Annotated in this window: 16 protein-coding genes; 11 read left to right on the top strand and 5 right to left on the bottom strand. The window is 67.0% G+C overall.

The genetic code is table 11. From position 1 onward, the window contains the following. Positions 1–51: 51 nt before the first annotated feature. From ACZ5XS_RS36895 to ACZ5XS_RS36845, 11 genes are all read left to right on the top strand, one after another. Complete coding sequence (locus tag ACZ5XS_RS36895) at positions 52–1,239, top strand: CaiB/BaiF CoA transferase family protein (RefSeq protein WP_468658877.1); 1,188 nt, start codon at positions 52–54, stop codon at positions 1,237–1,239. Beyond that, the gene (locus tag ACZ5XS_RS36890) at positions 1,236–2,054 is read left to right on the top strand and encodes an HpcH/HpaI aldolase/citrate lyase family protein (RefSeq protein WP_468658875.1); all 819 of its coding nucleotides are present in this window, start codon (positions 1,236–1,238) and stop codon (positions 2,052–2,054) included. The genes ACZ5XS_RS36895 and ACZ5XS_RS36890 overlap by 4 nt, the downstream gene beginning before the upstream one ends. A 226-nt stretch (positions 2,055–2,280) precedes the next feature. Next, complete coding sequence (locus ACZ5XS_RS36885; protein ID WP_468658873.1) at positions 2,281–3,759, top strand: aldehyde dehydrogenase; 1,479 nt, start codon at positions 2,281–2,283, stop codon at positions 3,757–3,759. A 37-nt stretch (positions 3,760–3,796) separates the two neighbouring features. Beyond that, a complete protein-coding gene (locus ACZ5XS_RS36880; RefSeq protein WP_468658871.1) occupies positions 3,797–4,174 on the top strand; it encodes a nuclear transport factor 2 family protein in 378 nt (125 codons plus the stop codon). Positions 4,175–4,229: 55 nt separating this feature from the next. After that, positions 4,230–5,240 carry a fumarylacetoacetate hydrolase family protein gene (locus tag ACZ5XS_RS36875; RefSeq protein ID WP_468658869.1) on the top strand — a complete coding sequence of 337 codons (1,011 nt, stop codon included), beginning with the start codon at positions 4,230–4,232 and terminating at the stop codon, positions 5,238–5,240. Positions 5,241–5,251: 11 nt separating this feature from the next. After that, the gene (locus ACZ5XS_RS36870; protein ID WP_468658867.1) at positions 5,252–6,457 is read left to right on the top strand and encodes a VOC family protein; all 1,206 of its coding nucleotides are present in this window, start codon (positions 5,252–5,254) and stop codon (positions 6,455–6,457) included. A gap of 194 nt (positions 6,458–6,651) precedes the next feature. Then, positions 6,652–7,593 (top strand): SDR family oxidoreductase, encoded by a 942-nt coding sequence (locus ACZ5XS_RS36865; protein ID WP_468658865.1) that lies wholly within the window; start codon positions 6,652–6,654, stop codon positions 7,591–7,593. An 81-nt stretch (positions 7,594–7,674) separates the two neighbouring features. Further along, positions 7,675–9,060 carry an aminomethyl transferase family protein gene (locus tag ACZ5XS_RS36860; RefSeq protein ID WP_468658863.1) on the top strand — a complete coding sequence of 462 codons (1,386 nt, stop codon included), beginning with the start codon at positions 7,675–7,677 and terminating at the stop codon, positions 9,058–9,060. Positions 9,061–9,173: 113 nt separating this feature from the next. Next, positions 9,174–10,046 carry a formyltetrahydrofolate deformylase gene (gene purU / locus ACZ5XS_RS36855; RefSeq protein WP_468658861.1) on the top strand — a complete coding sequence of 291 codons (873 nt, stop codon included), beginning with the start codon at positions 9,174–9,176 and terminating at the stop codon, positions 10,044–10,046. Between the two features lie 49 nt (positions 10,047–10,095). Then, on the top strand, positions 10,096–10,971 hold the full coding sequence (locus ACZ5XS_RS36850) for a bifunctional 5,10-methylenetetrahydrofolate dehydrogenase/5,10-methenyltetrahydrofolate cyclohydrolase (protein WP_468658859.1): 876 nt from the start codon (positions 10,096–10,098) through the stop codon (positions 10,969–10,971). 836 nt (positions 10,972–11,807) lie between these two features. Then, positions 11,808–12,185 (top strand): winged helix-turn-helix transcriptional regulator, encoded by a 378-nt coding sequence (locus tag ACZ5XS_RS36845; protein WP_468658911.1) that lies wholly within the window; start codon positions 11,808–11,810, stop codon positions 12,183–12,185. 393 nt (positions 12,186–12,578) lie between these two features. Here ACZ5XS_RS36845 and ACZ5XS_RS36840 read toward each other — a convergent pair whose 3' ends face one another. From ACZ5XS_RS36840 to ACZ5XS_RS36820, 5 genes are all read right to left on the bottom strand, one after another. Beyond that, complete coding sequence (locus ACZ5XS_RS36840; protein WP_468658857.1) at positions 12,579–13,643, bottom strand: maleylacetate reductase; 1,065 nt, start codon at positions 13,641–13,643, stop codon at positions 12,579–12,581. Further along, positions 13,640–14,335, bottom strand: a complete 696-nt coding sequence (locus tag ACZ5XS_RS36835; RefSeq protein WP_468658855.1) for an alpha/beta fold hydrolase — start codon at positions 14,333–14,335, stop codon at positions 13,640–13,642. Before ACZ5XS_RS36835 ends, ACZ5XS_RS36840 begins: the two co-directional genes overlap by 4 nt. A gap of 83 nt (positions 14,336–14,418) precedes the next feature. After that, positions 14,419–15,213, bottom strand: a complete 795-nt coding sequence (locus ACZ5XS_RS36830) for an SDR family NAD(P)-dependent oxidoreductase (RefSeq protein ID WP_468658853.1) — start codon at positions 15,211–15,213, stop codon at positions 14,419–14,421. Next, entirely contained in the window at positions 15,213–16,439 is a 1,227-nt protein-coding gene (locus ACZ5XS_RS36825; protein WP_468658851.1) for an NAD(P)/FAD-dependent oxidoreductase, read from the bottom strand. Before ACZ5XS_RS36825 ends, ACZ5XS_RS36830 begins: the two co-directional genes overlap by 1 nt. A 4-nt stretch (positions 16,440–16,443) precedes the next feature. After that, entirely contained in the window at positions 16,444–17,265 is an 822-nt protein-coding gene (locus ACZ5XS_RS36820) for an HTD2 family dehydratase (RefSeq protein ID WP_468658849.1), read from the bottom strand. Position 17,266: the final 1 nt, after the last annotated feature.

Raw genomic sequence — 17,266 nt, 5'->3', positions numbered from 1 at the left:
TGGAGCGCTCGACGCGGGACCCGATCTCGCGACTAGAGAAGGAAATTCGGCATGAACCCCCTCGACGGACTCGTCGTCGTCTCCCTCGAGCAGGCCGTCGCCGCGCCATTCGCGACGCGCCAGCTGGCTGATCTCGGAGCGCGAGTGATCAAGATCGAGCGTCCCGGCGTCGGTGATTTCGCCCGCGGTTACGACGAAACCGTCCGCGGGCTTGCGAGCCACTTCGTCTGGCTCAACAGAACGAAGGAGTCGGTTGCGCTCGATCTGAAGAGTGATCACGGCAGGTCGGCCGTTGCGGCTCTGGTGGGCCGGGCCGACGTCTTCGTCCAGAATCTCGCCCCTGGCGCGGCCGAGCGGCTCGGCCTCGGCGCCGAAGCACTGCGAGAGATGAACCCTCGCCTCATCCACGTCTCGATCTCCGGCTACGGCGGCGACGGACCGTATGCCAACAAGAAGGCATACGACCTGCTCGTCCAGTGCGAGGCCGGTCTGGTCTCCATCACCGGCACCGAGGACGTACCTTCCAAGGTCGGCATCTCCATCGCAGACATCGCCTCGGGCATGTACGCCTACTCCGGCATCCTCTCCGCGCTCATCCAGCGAGATCGGACAGGTGAGGGCGTCACGATCGAGATCTCGATGCTGGAGGCGCTCGCCGAATGGATGGGCTTTCCACTCAACTACGCGATGTACGGAGGAACGCCACCGGCGCGCACAGGTGCACGGCACGCGGCGATCGCTCCATACGGACCGTTCCGCTGCGGTGACGGCGAGCAGGTCTTTCTCGGAATCCAGAACGAGCGCGAGTGGGCCACATTCTGCGAGCGGATCCTCGGTGAGCCGGCACTCGCCTCCGACCCGAGGTTCATACGGAACTCGTCGCGGGTGGAGCACAGCGCGCAACTACAGGTCGAGATCGAGCGGGCATTTCGTGAAAGCACGGCCGAGGAGGTCGCGGAACGCCTTGAGGCTGCGGGCATCGCCAACGCTCTTTTGAGAGACATGGCCGGTCTGGCGAATCATCCGCAACTGTGGGCACGAGGACGCTGGAAGGAATACGAATCTCCAGCCGGGACGCTGCGAGCACTCATTCCGCCGGCGACTTTTGTGGGCGCCGATCCGGTCATGGGCCGCATTCCTGAAGTGGGCGAGCATACTGATGCCGTGCTTGCCGAGTTCGGAATCCTGCCGACGGCAGAGCTCACCGACAGCCGGGGCCGGGGTGGGCGATCCATATGACGCACGGGGATCCGGAGGGCGCCGTACAAACGGCGAGGTCGCTCCTTTTCGTGCCCGGCGATCACCCGGGCCGCTTCGACAAGGCGGCCGACTCCGGCACTGATCTGGTGGTGATCGACCTTGAGGACGCGGTCGTGGCAGACCGGAAGGACGGTGCGCGCGCATCAGCGGTCGCGTGGCTGTCGCGGGGTGGCCGTGCATGCGTCCGGATCAACGACCCGTCGAGCGCGCTGTTCGGCACAGACCTGGAGGCCCTGGCCGACGTCCCCGGGCTGGTCGCCGTGGTGCTTCCGAAGGCCGACTCGTCCAAGTCCTTGACGGCCGTCGCCCAGCGCACCGGCACGCCAGTGATCGCATTGATCGAGTCGGCGGCCGGCATGGTGCGGGTCCATGACATCGCCTCCACTCCGGGGGTCGCCCGTCTGGCCTTCGGACACCTCGACTACGCACTCGACCTGGGCGCCGACGCCGGCTGGAGCGCGATGCTCCATGCCCGCTCGTCACTGGTGCTCGCATCGAGGGCGGCCGGATTGCCGGGCCCCGTCGACGGTGTCACTACGGCGTTGGACGACGCCGAGGTCCTTGACCGGGACCTGAGACGGGCGAGCGAGATCGGCTTCACGGCGAAACTCCTCGTACATCCCAAGCAGGTTCCGGTCACCCACGCCGCGTTCCGGCCCGGCGAGGAGGCGGTCCGTTGGGCCCGCCGCGTCGCGGAATCCGTCACGGGCGGCGCGGCAGTCCGCGTGGACGGACACATGATCGACGCGCCGGTCCTTGCGCGGGCACAGGCGATTCTGCGGAACGCGGACTGACGCTCCGGCCGGTATGCCGGCAACGCGCGAGCTGCCCTCATCCGCCATGGAATGGATCCTCCCGCAACGGCCGACCCATGCCACCTGAGAGTCCGCTACTCGGTCTTTCCCGCCTTCATGCATCACGTGAATCGCTGGGCGAAATTTCCCGGCATCGTCAACTCCGCTTCGAAGCAACATCCTTTATTTACGGGTGATGTCAGCGACGTAACCGCAAGGAGAAAACATGTCCCTCACCGCCGAGCGGCCCAGTGACCTCGACCGTAAGCGCTTCTTCATCGATGGAGGATGGGTCGACCCAAGCGGCGACCGCTTGCAGGACCAGATCGAGGCCGCCACGGGGGAGCGCATCGGCGTCGCCGCGCTCGGCACAGAAGCGGACATCGACGCCGCTGTCCGCGCCGCCCGAAGTGCGCTGGACGAGGGCCCGTGGGGACGTACCACCGCGGCTGAACGTGCCGCGGTGCTGCGTAGGTTCGCGGACGCGCTCGAAAAGCGCGCCGGGGATACCTCGACCCTGGTCAGTCGCGAGAACGGAATGCCGATCGGGCTCTCGCAGATGCTGAACGGCGGGGCGCCCGCCGTCCTTCTGCGGATCTACGCCGATGTCATCGAGAACCTCCCGCTGGAGGAGGTACGCCCGAGCCAGGCCGGTTCGACGATCGTCCGCCGTGAACCGGTCGGCGTGGTCGGCGCGATCACGCCGTGGAACTTCCCGCAGGCGCTCGCCATGTTCAAGATCGCGCCGGCGCTCGCCGCCGGCTGCACGGTGGTGCTGAAGCCCTCGCCGGAGACCGCGCTCGACTCGTACGTCTTCGCCGATGCGGCCCAGGAGGCTGGGCTGCCCGAGGGTGTGCTGAACATCGTGCTCGGTGGCCGCGACGCCGGCGCCGCGCTCGTTTCGCACCCGCTGGTCGACAAGGTTGCCTTCACCGGGTCCACCGACGCCGGTCGGGCCATCGGCCAGGAGTGCGGTCGGCTGATTCGCCGCGTCACCCTCGAACTGGGCGGCAAGTCGGCTGCGATCTTCCTCGAGGACGGGGATGTCGAGACCCTGCTCGCCGGCCTGGACAACGCGTCCTTCCTCAACAACAGCCAGACCTGCACGACCCAGTCACGGATCCTCATCGCACGCTCCCGCTACGACGAGGTCGTCGACGCCGTCGCCGGTTTCGCGGACGCGTACCAGCTCGGAGACCCTCTCGATCCCTCCGTGACGATGGGCCCGATGGCCACCCAAGGGCACTTGGAGCGCGTCCTCAAGTACATCGAGATCGCCAAGAACTCGGACGCTCGACTCGTCACAGGCGGTGGCCGTCCCGATCACCTGGGCCGGGGATGGTTCGTGCAACCCACCGTCTTCGCTGATGTCGACAACGTCGATCGGCTCGCGCGCGAGGAGGTGTTCGGCCCCGTCATGGCGCTCATCCCGTTCGACGACGACGATGACGCGGTCCGCATCGCCAACGACAGCAACTACGGTCTCGCCGGCTCCGTATGGAGCGCCGATGAGGACCGGGCGCTGGCTGTGGCACGCCGCGTACGCACCGGCACCATCGGGCTCAACTACTACACCCTCGATCTCGGCGCGCCGTTCGGCGGATACAAGGACTCGGGAATCGGCCGCGAACTCGGGCCGGAGGGAATCAACGCCTACCTCGAGTACAAGTCGGTCTACGCCTCGACGAAGTACCTCCCGGCGTGATCCGACCAAGAGGAACAACGAGAAGGGACGAAGGGACATGACGAGTCCTGTCGATGTCGTCGAAACCTACTTCGACGGCGTCACCGCGGCCGATCCGCAAGCCGTGGGCGGCCTGTTCGCACCGGACGCGGTACTCCAGAACGCCGCGGGCACGCTGACCGGGGCCGAGGCGATCACACGGATGTACGAGAACGGCCTCGCGCCCGGTGCGATGCAGCCGACGCCCAAACGGTTCGTCGTTGACGGCGAGAACGTCGCGGTGGAGATCGAGCTGATCGCCAACGGGAACGTCATGACACTCGCTGATTTCTTCACGGTCCGCGACGGAAAGATCGAGCGCCTCGTGATTTACAGCCTCACCCCCACGGACGGACGTCTTTTCGACGAGATCGGTGTCGACCCCGAATCGAAGTGATCCGGCGATCCGTCATGTCAATCCCGCTGCTTTCCACCAGTACACAAGGAGACAAATGAAGGTCGCAGTATTCGGTCCGGACCGACGGGTCGGTGTGGTGCACGAGAACACCGTCGTCGACATCAACGGCGCGTACGCGAAATACGTGGCCGAAACCACGGATGCCGCCCGGCCGCTCGCCGAGGCAGCCGCAGCCGTGCCCGCCCAACTCAATGCGTTCATCGAGGAGGGGGAGCGGGCCCTTGACGGCGCCCGGGCAGCACTGGACTACCTGACGGACAACGCGCAGGACGTCCGTGGGGTAGCAGGCGAGCAACTCCGGTTCGGACTCGACGAGGTCAAACTGCACGCCCCGATCGAAGGTCAGTCCAGGATCCTCTGCGCCCTCGCCAACTTCGCCGACCACATGCAGAGCGCGGCTGACAACTCTTCCGGCGCGGACACCGAGGCCACCCTCAGGCGTCTCATGGCCGGCGGGCCGAAGTTCTTCATCAAGGATCACCGTGCCGTGTCCGCGAGCGGCGATCCCCTGCGCTATCCGGCACGTACCGAGCGGTTGGACTACGAGGCGGAGATCGCCGTCGTCATCGGCAAGGCCGGTCGCGACATCAAGGGCGACGATTTCGCTTCGCACGTGTGGGGCTTCACGTTGTTCAACGACTGGTCGGTAAGGGACCACGGATCTTTCGGTCCCGATTTCGCGTACTCGAAGAACTTCGACTCCTCTGCGACGGTCGGCCCCTGGATCATCGTGAACGACGGAACCGATCTGCAGGACATTCCCGTTGAGTGCCGCGTCAACGGCGAACTGCGCCAGAGCGGCAACACGAGCTCGATGGTGCACACCTTCGCCGCGCTCGGCGAGCACCTGTCCAGGGACACGACCTTGTGGCCCGGCGACCTGATCGCCAGCGGCACGCCCAAGGGCACCGCTGTCGACTCGACCAAGCAGGAAGCGGACGGTTCCACCCCGGACACGCTGTTCCTCAAGCCCGGTGACGTCGTGGAAGTCTCCTCCGCCCTGGTCGGCACCATCCGCAACGAAGTCGTCAAGCCGACCGACTGAGGACAGAACACATGACCACGAAGAAGTACAACGTCGGCGGCGTCCTGTACGAGCGTCCCTTCAAGATCCGGCGTCTCAACCACTTCGGCATCAGCGTCGACAACACCGGCGAGGCCGCCGCGTTCTACCGGGACCTGCTCGGCTTCGCGGTGGCCGACACGCTGGATGTCCAGAAGACCGACCCGGGCCCCTGGCTCGACGGCGTCCCCGACACGCACGTCTATTTCCTCCGGCACAACAGCGACCACCACACCTTCGTGATCATGCCGCGCCCGTGGATCGAGCACATGGAGCCACCGGCGCGTGCCGACATCACGGTCAACCAGATCACCTGGCAGGTCGGCAGCCTCCGGGAGGTCGTCGAGGCGCGGCTCTGGCTCGCCGAGCTCGGGCAGAAGATCGATCGCTACGGGCGCGACCCCGGGTCCAACTGGCACACGTACTTCCCGGACCCGACGGGCCACACCAACGAGCTGGAGTACGGCATCGAGCAGGTCGGCTGGGACGGCTTGAGCAAGCCCGAGGTGATGTGGCCGTGGCTCAACGAGCATCCCGAGCTGCCGTACAAGGCGGAGTCGACCGAGCTTGCCGAAGCCCGCGCCGACGGCGTCGATCTGACGTCGGGCCACCGCTGGGTGGATGAGCTGCCCAAGACGTACGACGTCGGTGGCGTCCTGCTCGCGCGGCCGTTCAAGCCGGTGCGGATCGGACCGGTGAGCATCTTCGTCGAGGACATCGACGCCGCGGAGCGCTTCTACACCGAACGACTCGGCCTGCTGAAGAGCGAGGAGTCCACGGTCGCCGGCCACCGCGTCCTCTTCCTGCGAGCGAACACCGAGCATCACAGCCTGACACTCCTTCCTCTGGAACTGCGCAGTGTGCTCGGGGCGCGGGAGGGGAGCACCCTGCTCGCCTTCGGTGTGCAGGTCGGTTCCTACGAGCAACTCCGCGCGGCGAAGACGTTCCTGGAGGAAAAGGGCGTCAAGCTCATCGACCTGCCCCAGGAGATCCACCCGGGGATCGATTACGTGATCCACGCGGTTTCCCCCGACGGTCATGTGATGCAGCTGTACTACTACATGGAACAGGTCGGCTGGGACGGCCGCGTGCGGCCCAAGGACGAACGTCGCAAGGTCCAGGCCGGTGTGTGGCCCGAGACGCTGACGTCGCTCTCCGACACCTACGGCGGCGAGACCTTCTGGGGACCGCTCGGCTGACACCCGCCTCAGCACTGATCACTCATGTCACATCCGGCGGGGGCAGGCCCGTCTGCCGTCGCGCCGTTGTATGAGCCCGGACCGCCGTGGCTCGCACTGGTGATCTCGCAGGCATCCGTCCACAAGGCCCAGAGCCGCCAAGAAACGCCCTTGGCGGGGTCATCGAAGAACCCAGGAAGCGGAGAGACAGCACAATGAGCCGAATCGTCATCAGCGGTGCCTCAGGAGACCTCGGGCGTCGCGTTACGAGGTTGCTGCTGGACGAGGACCCGGGCGTCGACCTGACGCTTGTGACACGCACCCCCGAGAAGCTGGCCGACCGTGTGGCCCAAGGCGTCCCCGTCCTGAAAGGCGACTACACGGACCCGGAGTCGCTGGATGCGGCGTACAAGGGTGCGGAGACGCTCTTCCTGATCAGTGGGCTCAACCTCGGCCGACGCGTGTTGGAGCACCGCACCGCCATTGCCGCCGCTCAGCGAGCGGGCATCCGCCACATCGTCTACCCCTCGGTCGGTGGTGGTGAGCACCCGCGGAACCCCGCCATGTCGGCGAAGGACCACTACCAAACCGAGCAGGACCTGCGGGCCGCCGGGATCACGTTCACGTTCCTGCGCAACCACCTCTACGCCGAGATCGTCAGCAACATCTGGATCGCAACCGTCGTGGAGAGCGGCCGGCTGGAGATGGCGTGTGGACAGGGCTCCCTGTCCCCGGTGGCCAAGGGCGATGTGGCCCGGAGCGCTGCCGCGGTGCTGCGCGACCCCGAGCGGCACGCGGGCGCCGTCTACGAGATCACGGGTCCCGAACTGCTGAGCATGCACGACATCGTGCGCATCGGCTCCGAGGTGCACGGAACGCCGATCACCTACGTGCCGCTGACTGAGGAGGAGCGGCTGGCATTCTTCGACTCCGTCGGCCTTCCCCGTACCTACGACCCCGACATGCCGCCCAGCTCCGAAGGACACATGTGGGCCAGCGACGAGCTGGTGACGGCCGATCTGGCGGTTGCCGAGGGCTATCAGGCGCTCATGTCCCACCACGTGCAGCTGCTCACAGGTCGTGAGCCCGAGCGGCTGCGGACCGTGATGGAGCGCGTCAAGGGGGTGCGCTACGACCAGATCGAGGACGAGGCGTGACACTGCTCCGTTCGTCGCCGACGCCGAGCCGGGACTCGGCGTTCCAGAGGTTTTCGTGTTTGTGAGAAAGGTGCTAATTCGATGAGCGGTAACGGCAATGCTGTGGGGCCCGGAGGTCCGGGCGAGACGGGGCTGGTCGCCATCCACGACGTTCCGGCGTACCCGGATGTCCCGACGTACTTGAACATCCTGGGCAGCCTGCACATCTGGGAGGGTGACGGCTGGAAGCAGGAGTCGATGTCGTGGAAGACGACCGCCTATCTGGCGTCGAACCTGAGTGGGTTGCCCGAGATCACGTTCAGTGGTCCGCAGGCGCAGGAGTTCCTGTCGCGGCTGAGCATCAACAACGTCTACAAGTGGCCGGTGGGTACCTCGAAGCATCTGGTGATGCTCGACGAACGCGGGTACATCGCCAATCACGGCCTCACGGTGCGTGACAGCGAGGACTCCTTCCGCCAATTCGCCGCGATGCCATGGCCGTTGTACAAGGCGCCGTCGCTGGGGCTGGACGTTGAGATCGGGCTTCGAGACGTCTTCGTGTTCCAGGTCGCGGGTCCGACCTCCTTGCAGGTCCTGGAGCGGCTCATCGATGAGCCGCTGCGCACGTTGAAGTTCCTGGGCGTCAAGCAGGTCAGCATCCCGGGGATCGACGCGTCGGTGGAGATCGAGCTGTCCCGGATCGGCATGGCCGGCACCCTGGCGTACGAGCTGCGCGGGCCACTCGAGCACGGCCCGGCGGTGTTCGACGCCGTGTTCCAGGCTGGGAAGGAGTTCGGACTCAAGCGACTTGGGTGGCGTACCTACTTGGTCAACCACACCGAGGGCGGCTTCCCGCAGCAGGGGTGTACGTTCCTGCCGGCCGCGTTCGCCGACCCCGGATTCGTCGCCCACCCGGTGTTCGGGGCCACGCTGCCGCCGTCGCAGGTGGAGGGGCCGTTGCCGGGCAGCGCCGATCCGAAGGACCTGACCGCGCGGCTGCGGACTCCGTTCGAGGTGAACTGGGGCTGGATGGCGAAGTTCGACCACGACTTCATCGGCCGTGAGGCGCTGGAGGCCGAGGCCGCGAACCGGCGCCGCAAGACGGTGGTACTGCGGTGGAACAAGGAGGACGTACTCGACGTGTTCGCCTCGCAGTTCGAGCCCGGCGAGGAGTACAAGCACTTCGAGTTCCCCACCACGCCTCAGGCGCCCGCCGGCGGTCACGCCGACCTGGTCAGCAAGGACGGCAAGCAGATCGGCGTCTCCTCCGTAGCGGTGTACTCCTACTACTACCGAGAGATGCTCTCCCACTCCACGATCGACCTGGACCAGGCCGAGATCGGCACCGAGGTCACCGTGCACTGGGGAGACCACGGCGGACGGATCAAGTCGATCCGCGCCACGGTGGAACGATTCCCGTACCTGGACCTGGCCAGCAACAAGGACTTCGACCTCAGCGCCGTCCCCTCCGGAGTCGCATCCGCGTAGGCATCCACCCGCGGCGCCGTCTCAGGCTCCGCGGGTCGTCTCCTGGTTCACCGAAGCAGCACCCAGGCGGCCGGCGCCCAGGACCTGCCGCAACCTCGAAAGGAACCTCTTTCATGTCTGTACCCGCTCATGATGCTGCTGACCTTGGACGGTTGATCGTTCAGGGGGCTGACGGACCGGGGATCGTGTCTTCGGTGTCGTCCCTGCTCGCGCAGGTCGGCGCGAACATCGTCTCGCTCGATCAGTACTCGACCGATCCTGCGGGAGGCCGGTTCTTCCAGCGCACGACGTTTCACCTGGACGGTCTACCGGCTCGTATGACCACGCTGGAGGACGAGCTGGACAAGACGTTGGGCGCGCTGGGGCTGGGTTACCGGCTGGTGGAGGCGCGCCGGCCCAAGCGTGTGGCGATCATGGTGTCGAAGGCGGACCACTGTCTGCTGGACCTGCTGTGGCGCCAACGCCGCGGTGAGATCCACATGAACGTGGCCATGGTCATCTCCAACCACCCCGATCTGGGCGATGACGTGCGGGGCTTCGGTATCCCGTTCTTCCATGTTCCCGTCGACAAGGGCGGGAAGGCGGTCGCCGAGAAGGAGCAGTTGAAGCTGCTCAAGGGAAACGTCGACCTGGTGGTGCTGGCTCGGTACATGCAGATCCTCTCCGGGGAGTTCATCGAGGAGGTGGGTGCGCCGGTGATCAACATCCATCACTCGTTCCTGCCGGCGTTCATCGGTGCCGGGCCGTACCTCAAGGCCAAGGAACGTGGTGTGAAGCTGGTCGGGGCGACCGCTCACTACGTGACCGAGGACCTGGACGAGGGCCCGATCATCGAGCAGGACGTCGTGCGGGTCTCCCACGTCCAGACGGCGGCGGATCTCCAGCGGCGAGGTGCCGATGTCGAGAGGCAGGTCCTGTCGCGGGCCGTGGCGTGGCATTGCGAGGACCGGATTATCCGCGACGGCAACCAGACAGTGGTTTTCTGACCGGGGCCATGCGCGGTTCCCCGATCTCGACAGAAACGAAGGTGCAGAAGTGGCGGCACAACTCCTGGACGGCCGTGCGGTGTCGTCGGCGATTCTGGCCGAACTGAGGGCGGAAGTGGTGGACTTCGGCCGGGCACATGGCCGGCGGCCGATGCTGGCGACGGTGCTCGTGGGCGATGACCCGGCCTCCCACACGTATGTGCGGATGAAGGCCAACCGCTGTGGCCGGGTCGGGATCCAGTCGCGCCGGTTCGATCTCGACGCTGGTATCGACACCGAGGAACTGTGCCGTGTCATTGGCGACCTGTCGGCCGATCCTGAGGTCGACGGCATCCTGCTGCAGCATCCGGTGCCCGACCACATCGACGAGCGCGCCGCGTTCGAGGCGATCGACCCCGACAAGGACGTCGACGGGGTGACCCGGACGTCGTTCGCGGCCATGGCCTTCACCGAGGAGGGGTTCGCGTCCGCGACGCCTGGCGGGATCCTGGCGCTGCTGGACGCCTACGATGTGCCGCTCGCCGGCCGCCACGCGGTGGTGATCGGGCGTAGCGCCATCCTCGGCAAGCCCATGGGGATGCTCCTGCTGGGCCGCGACGCGACCGTGACGTACTGCCATTCGCGCACCGCGGACCTGCGCGAGCACGTCGAGCGAGCCGACATCGTCGTGGCGGCGGTCGGGGTGCCGGGACTCGTCAAGGGCGAGTGGGTCAAGCCGGGCGCGGTGGTGGTCGACGCGGGGTATGCCGACAACCGAGGCGATGTCGACTTCGATACGGCCGTGGAGCGTGCTTCCTTCATTACCCCGGTCCCCGGCGGGGTGGGCCCGATGACGATCGCGACCCTCCTCGCGCAGACCGTTCGCGGAGCCCAGCGCCGGGCAGCCGCCTCCGTATCGCCACTGCAGCCGGTGTCGTCACGGTGAGTGGTCTCGTTGACGGTAGTGGCTTGGCGTCAACCGTGGGACCGGGACAACCTCTGTAGCACGGGGCGACACCCGGTGAGGGTGGTCATGGAGATGGCCTCGGCGATCAGGGAGGCGGCAGCCTTGGCCAAGCCGGCCGACCTCTTCCGTAGGCGCTCGGCCACAACGACGGGAGCAGCGAGCGGGGTGGAGCCGGTGACGATCTGGAAGTGCAGGCCGTGGACCTCGGTGCAGCGGTGCTCGGCGCCCTGTTTGGCAGCGCCGTAGACCTACTTCTCCTTGGAGTCGATATCCAGGCAGACCACCTGGTCCGAGCTGGGCAGCAGGTTGCTGTGTCCGGCAGGTGCCGGTGAACAGGCGGGCGACGGAGCGCAGTTGCCGAACGTGACCCCAGGCGAACGCGCGCAGGAAAGAGCCGAAGTGAACGTGCGCGCATGCCGGTGAAGGCACGGTGCATCGCGCTGTGCAGCACGGCGGTGTCGTCGATGCTGCCCGCGCCCGGGAGTATCGCCGCGACCAGCGACATCACCTTCGCGTCCGACGCCTCCCCGGCACCGTTGTCCGCCCCACCAGACGGACCCGCTCGCGGATCAGCGCAAGTCAGGCCGCATCGCTCGGCGAGGCGCACCGCCCAGGTCGGTCCGCCGTGCGCGAGCAGGTTCGGGTCATGAAGGCGGCGAGCGTCGCGCAGGGCTGTGAGAGGAATTCACTCACGAGGTGCCTTGCCGGCCGGGCCGGGTGGAAGCGTAGAAATTCCCATCTTCCCAGTTCAGCGGGCTCCTCTCTGTGTCAGCCCTGCCCGCGGCCCATCACCGGTCGGTGGAACCAGGCTCAGTATTCGGCGCCAGGACGAATACGAAAACTATTGGCGCAACTGGCTCCTGGTGATCGTCCGCACCGGACCGTATCGGCCGTCGACGATCCGGCGGCTGCTCGATGCGCTGGACCCCTCACATCCCATCTCGCAGCGGATGCTGACGCTGAGCCTCCGGCTGCTCGAACGGGACGGCATCATCGCGCGCGAGGTCTTCGACGACGGACGCCGGCATGTGGAGTACTCCCTGACACCGCTCGGCAGGGAGTTGTCGGATGGGTTCATGGCGTTGCTCGACTGCACAGACCGGCACGCGGGTGAAATCGCCGAGGCCCGGGCGAGGTTCGACGCCGCAAAGGCGTCGTGGGACAGCAGGCACACGTCGGCCACTCTGCCGTGAGCCTGCTGGTTCACCGTCCGATGTGGACGTACACCGATCAGGCCCGTCGCGTCGCCTTGACGATTCTCGGTGGCACCGATGCCTACGCGGACCTGCCCTGATTCCGGAGCCACCAAGGTGAGCGGAAGTTGCAGATCGCGGGACTATGTCGGTCCGACGACAACGTCGAGATACGGAACTTCCCGGACCGCGCGCCGGTCCACGTCGCCGGGAGGCATGGTATGGCTGGTGGTTCCGTGGACTCACCGCCATGCCTTTGACGTGGGACTGACAGGGTCGCCACCAGTGTGCATGACTGAGGAGGGTGGAATGCGCTTCGGCATTCCACCCTCCTCAGTCACTCGGACGTCTGCGCGGTCGAGACGGTGTGCATGATCAGGGTCGGTCCATCCTTCACTCGATCAGGTCGCCTGCCCAGGCGGCACGCAGCAACGCCTCAAGGTTGGCTCGGGTCACGGGGCGGGGGTTCGACGGCGGGATGGCCGGGAGGATGATGCCGGCCGCTTCGGAGATGTGCTCCTCCTTGAAGCCGAGCTCCTTCAGCGACATGGGGGCCTCGACCCCCTGACGCAGTGCGTTGATACCGGCGGCGGCAGTGCGGCCGTCGCCGATCGCCGCGGCGAGGCGCTCGGCGGCCTCACGGGCGTACGGGGCGTTGAACGCCGTGACGTAGCCGATCACGACGGAGTGCGTCTCGGCATGGGGCATGTTGTAGGTGCCGCCGAGCGCGTGGCAGATCTTGTGGTGCATTCCGGCACCCGCGGAGGCGAACGCGACCGCGGCGAGGTAAGCACCGTAGAGCGTCTGCTCGCGGGCGCCGATGTCATCCGGGTCGGCGTGCAGAGCGCGCAGACCGGGGAAGAGGGCTCGCAGCCCTTCCGTGCCCATCGCCTTGTTGATCGGGTCGGTCCGGGGAGACCAGAACCCGTCGACGGCGTGCGCGACCGCGTTGAGCCCGCTGGAGACGGCCAGCCGGCCGGGCAGGCTCGCCATCAGGGACGCGTCGTAGACGATGACTTTCGGCAGCACTTTGTCGTCGACGCCGGTGGTCTTGCGTCCGGCCTCGGTGATGCCCCACACGTTCGTCGCCTCGGAGCCGGCGAAGGTGGTCGGCACCGCGACGATCGGCAGGCCGGCCTCGCGGGCGACGATCTTCGCCAGGCCGATGGAGGACCCGCCGCCGATCGTGATGACCGCGTCGGCCCCTTGCTCTCGGGCGAGCGCGACGGTCCTCGTGGCGTTCTCGATCGGCACGTGCTGGACGATCTCGTGGACCCGCGCCACGACGGGGGTTCGTTCGGCGATGGCGTCGGAGAGCGCTGTCGCGAACGCGTCCGCGATGAGCAGCACCCGCTTGGCGCCGAGGCTTTCGAGCGCCACGACCGTGTTGGCGACTGCGTTGCCAGTGCCGAAGAGCACCCTCTGGCCGTGCGTCGTGTGATCGAAGGAGATCGTCATCGCGTTGTCTTTCGGCCGTGGCCGTCGATGCGAAGCAGCCAGTCCACGAGATGCGACGCGACCACGGCGGGCACTTCGAGGGTCGAGAGGTGGCCGATCCCTTCGAGGACGTGCAGCTTCGCATCGGGTATCGAGTCTGCCATCTCCTCGCTCAGCTGGAGAGGCGTGATCGCGTCCGCGTCGCCGGCGACGATCAACGTCGGCACGGCGATCTTCGCGATCTCGGACCTGCGATTACGACGGCCCAGCACCGCGGTCTGCTGCGCCTTGAAGACTTCGGGGCCCAGGTCACGAGCCATGGAGGCCGCGAGGGCGGTCACATCGGGGCGCGTCGGCGCGACGGCGCCGCTGACCCGGTCCACCGCCTCGTCGAAGCGACCGGACTCGGCCAGCGCGATGAGACTGACCGAGCTCTTTCGGCGGTCGGGCGGTGCGGCGATCGCGGACGTGTTCAGCAACGACAGCCCCGCGACTCGCCCGGTCCCTCGGAGCGCGATGTCCAGGGAGACATAGCCGCCCATCGAGATCCCAGCCAGGTAGAACCGGTCCGGTGCCTGGCCGAGTATGTCGTCCGCCATGGACTCGATCGAGTCCCCGGTGCCCTGAATGACCACGCATTCGACTTCGACGCGGTCGTGGATGCGGTCGATGACCGGCTGCCACAGCCGGGCATCGGAACCCAGTGCGGGCACGAGGACCAATGGATGCTGGAGCAATGGCCGGCTCCCTTTCTTGTTGCACTGATGCGCCGTGGATAGTGGGCGCAGGGCGGGGACTAGGAAGCGGCGCCGTCGACGCTCAGGATGGTGCCGGAGGTGAAGCCGGCATGCTCGGAGACCAAATAAGCGACGGCAGACGCGATCTCCTGCGCCGTACCGGTTCGACCGGCAGGAATCGCCGCACGAATGGCGGTCTGGTCCGTGTCGGAGAGAGAGTCGAACACCGTCCTCACACGGCCCTCCTCGGGCAGGATGAGCCCGGGGGAGACCGCGTTCACGGTGATTCCGCTGCGGGTGAGGTCCTTGGCGAGCTGCTTGGTGAAGCCGTTGATCGCCGCCTTGGAGGCCGCGTAGGGAAGCCGCGCGCCGATCGTCCCGGACGGTCCGGCGAGGCCACTGGACACCGCGGAGGAGAAGTTGACGATCCGGCCGTAGCCGTTCCGCCGCATGATCGGTACGGCGTACTTGCAGCACAGGAACGTGCTCGTGACGTTGTTGTCCAGCACGGTGTGCCACGTCTGTGACGACAGGTCTTCGATGTCTCGGACCTGCACTGTCCCACTGCCACCCGCGGTGTTCACGAGAACGTCGATGCGCCCGAACTCCACGTCGATCTCCCTGAACGCGCCGGCCACGAGTTCCTCACCGGAAAGATCAACCGCAATCACCTTGACCGCGCTCTCGCCGAAGCGGCTTCGGATCTTCTCCTTGGTGCGGTCCAGGCCCTCTTTTTGCAGGTCCAGGAGGGCGATCGCGAATCCCTCAGCGGCCAGACGGAGCGCGATCTCCGCGCCCAACCCCTGGGCTGCCCCTGTAATGACCGCACTGCGCCGTTCTGTCACGTCAGCCATCACTGGTACTCCTTGTTGAGCATTGCTTGGGGTAGGAGCTCGCCGACGGCCTGCCAACTCAGTTCCCGTCGCAGCAGCGCCCGCAGCTTGACGAACTGAGCGCGCCGCTCGAAGGCCAGCACGCCGGTCACCACCTCACCCCGCCGGTAGAGGAAGAGAGAGCCGTCCGTGGTGCGACTCGCCACGATTTCCTCGTCACCGTTCAGATGGCCCGAGAACTGGATCCGGATGCCGTGTTGGTCCGACCAGAAGTACGGCACGTTTGCGAAGTCCTCGCTCTCGCTGCCGCGGATGAGTTTCACGGCGTTGATCCCCGCGGCGCGCCCCTGCTCGGCAGCGCTGGTCCAGTGCTCGGTCCGCATCACCGTGCCGAACCGGGCGTTGGGCCAGCGGACGACGTCGCCGGCGACGAACACGTTGTCCGCCGCCCGGAGGGTGGCATCGGCCAGGATCCCGTTGTCGAACGTCAGCCCGGAGTCCCGGAGCCAGTCGATCGATGGACGAACACCGACGCCGACGACGATCACGTCGGCGGGAACCCGCGTGCCGTCGTCGAGCACCAGCGAGCGGCGGCGGTCCTCCTCGGCGACGTCAACGGCACCGCTGCCCAGAAAGAGGCCAACGCCAGCGTCCCGATGGAGGGCCACGTAGGCGTCGGCGACCGGCTCGCCGAACCGCCCCAGCGGCTTCGCCGCCAGGTCGATGAGCGAGACGGTGCGCCCCGCCTTCACGAGCGTCGAGGCGAACTCGCCACCGATGAAGCCGGCTCCGACGATGGCGACGGAGAGTGCCGGATCGGCAACCGCCGCACGCAGGGCGGTCGCGTCCTCGAAGCGGCGCAACGCGTGCACACCGGGACGACCGGCGAACAGCGGCGGGATCAACGCCTCGCACCCGGTCGCGATGACGAGCGCGCGATACGTCAGTTCTCCGTCGGACAGGAAGACGGTGTTCGATTTCGTGTCGAGTGCCCGGGCACGGGTGTTGAGTCTGAAGTCGACCCCCTGGTCGCGCAGACCCGCGGCGAAGGGATACACGAGCGCGTCCACGTCGAGCTGGTCGTCCAGAGCGACCTTGGACAACGGCGGGAGCTCATAAGGCAGATGAGGCTCGTCGCTGATGACCGTGACGCTGAGCTCGGGGGCGTGCCGCGCGACGGCCTCCGCGGCCCGAAGGCCGGCGGTCGACCCGCCGACAATGACGACATCGGTGGTGGATCCTGTCACGGTCTCAGGCCTCCGTGAGGGTGCTCACGGCGGCGATGGTGCCGTCGGCGCCGCGAGCCTCGGCACCGTGCTTCAGCCCGTCAGCGCCAGGAACGACCGTGATGGTCTGCGGCTTGGTGAGCGGCGAGACGAAGCGGTAGCCAAAGGTTTTGCCCCGCAGGTCGATGCCCTGGCGGCGGAGGTGCTCGCCCATCATGAGCGCCAGCAGGGGCCCGTGGATGACGAGACCGTCGTATCCCTCCTGCCTGCACCAGTCCAGGTCGTAGTGGATGCGGTGCCCGTTGTAGGTCAACGCCGAGAACCGGAACAGCAGTCGCTCGTCGACCGGCAGGCCCAACGTCGGGCCGGCCGGTGCCGGCGGCGGCGCCGACGGGGACGGCAGCGCCCCGGAACCGGGCGCACGATAGACGATGTCCTGCTCCTCCCGGATCACCAGTTCACCACCTTGGAAGACCTCCTGAAGGACTGTCGTCAGCGTCAGCGGACCGGTCCGGCCCACCTTGTCGACGGAACTCCTGATCGAGGTGACCTTTGTCGCGGGCTCCCCGATCACGAGGCGGCCCAGCGTTGTCACCCGGCCGCCGCCGAACATCCGTCGGCGTCCCGGGCCGGGAGGGGCAGGGATTCCCGTGACGGGGTGGCCATCCTCGCCGAGCTCGTGTTCCGGGCTCCGCTCCAGCAGGTATGTCCAGTGCCACAGCGGGGGCACCGGGTCTCCCGCGGCGTGCGGGATCTCGATGTCCAGCGCCGCCGCCAGGGACTCGGTCGGCTCGGACGCGATGACCTCGGTCCGCTCGACCGTTTGCGTCACCTCGCTCGTGACCATG

It is taken from the genome of Streptomyces sp. NPDC033131 (genome assembly GCF_055578365.1).
This window is presented reverse-complemented; position numbering and strand designations above follow the sequence as displayed.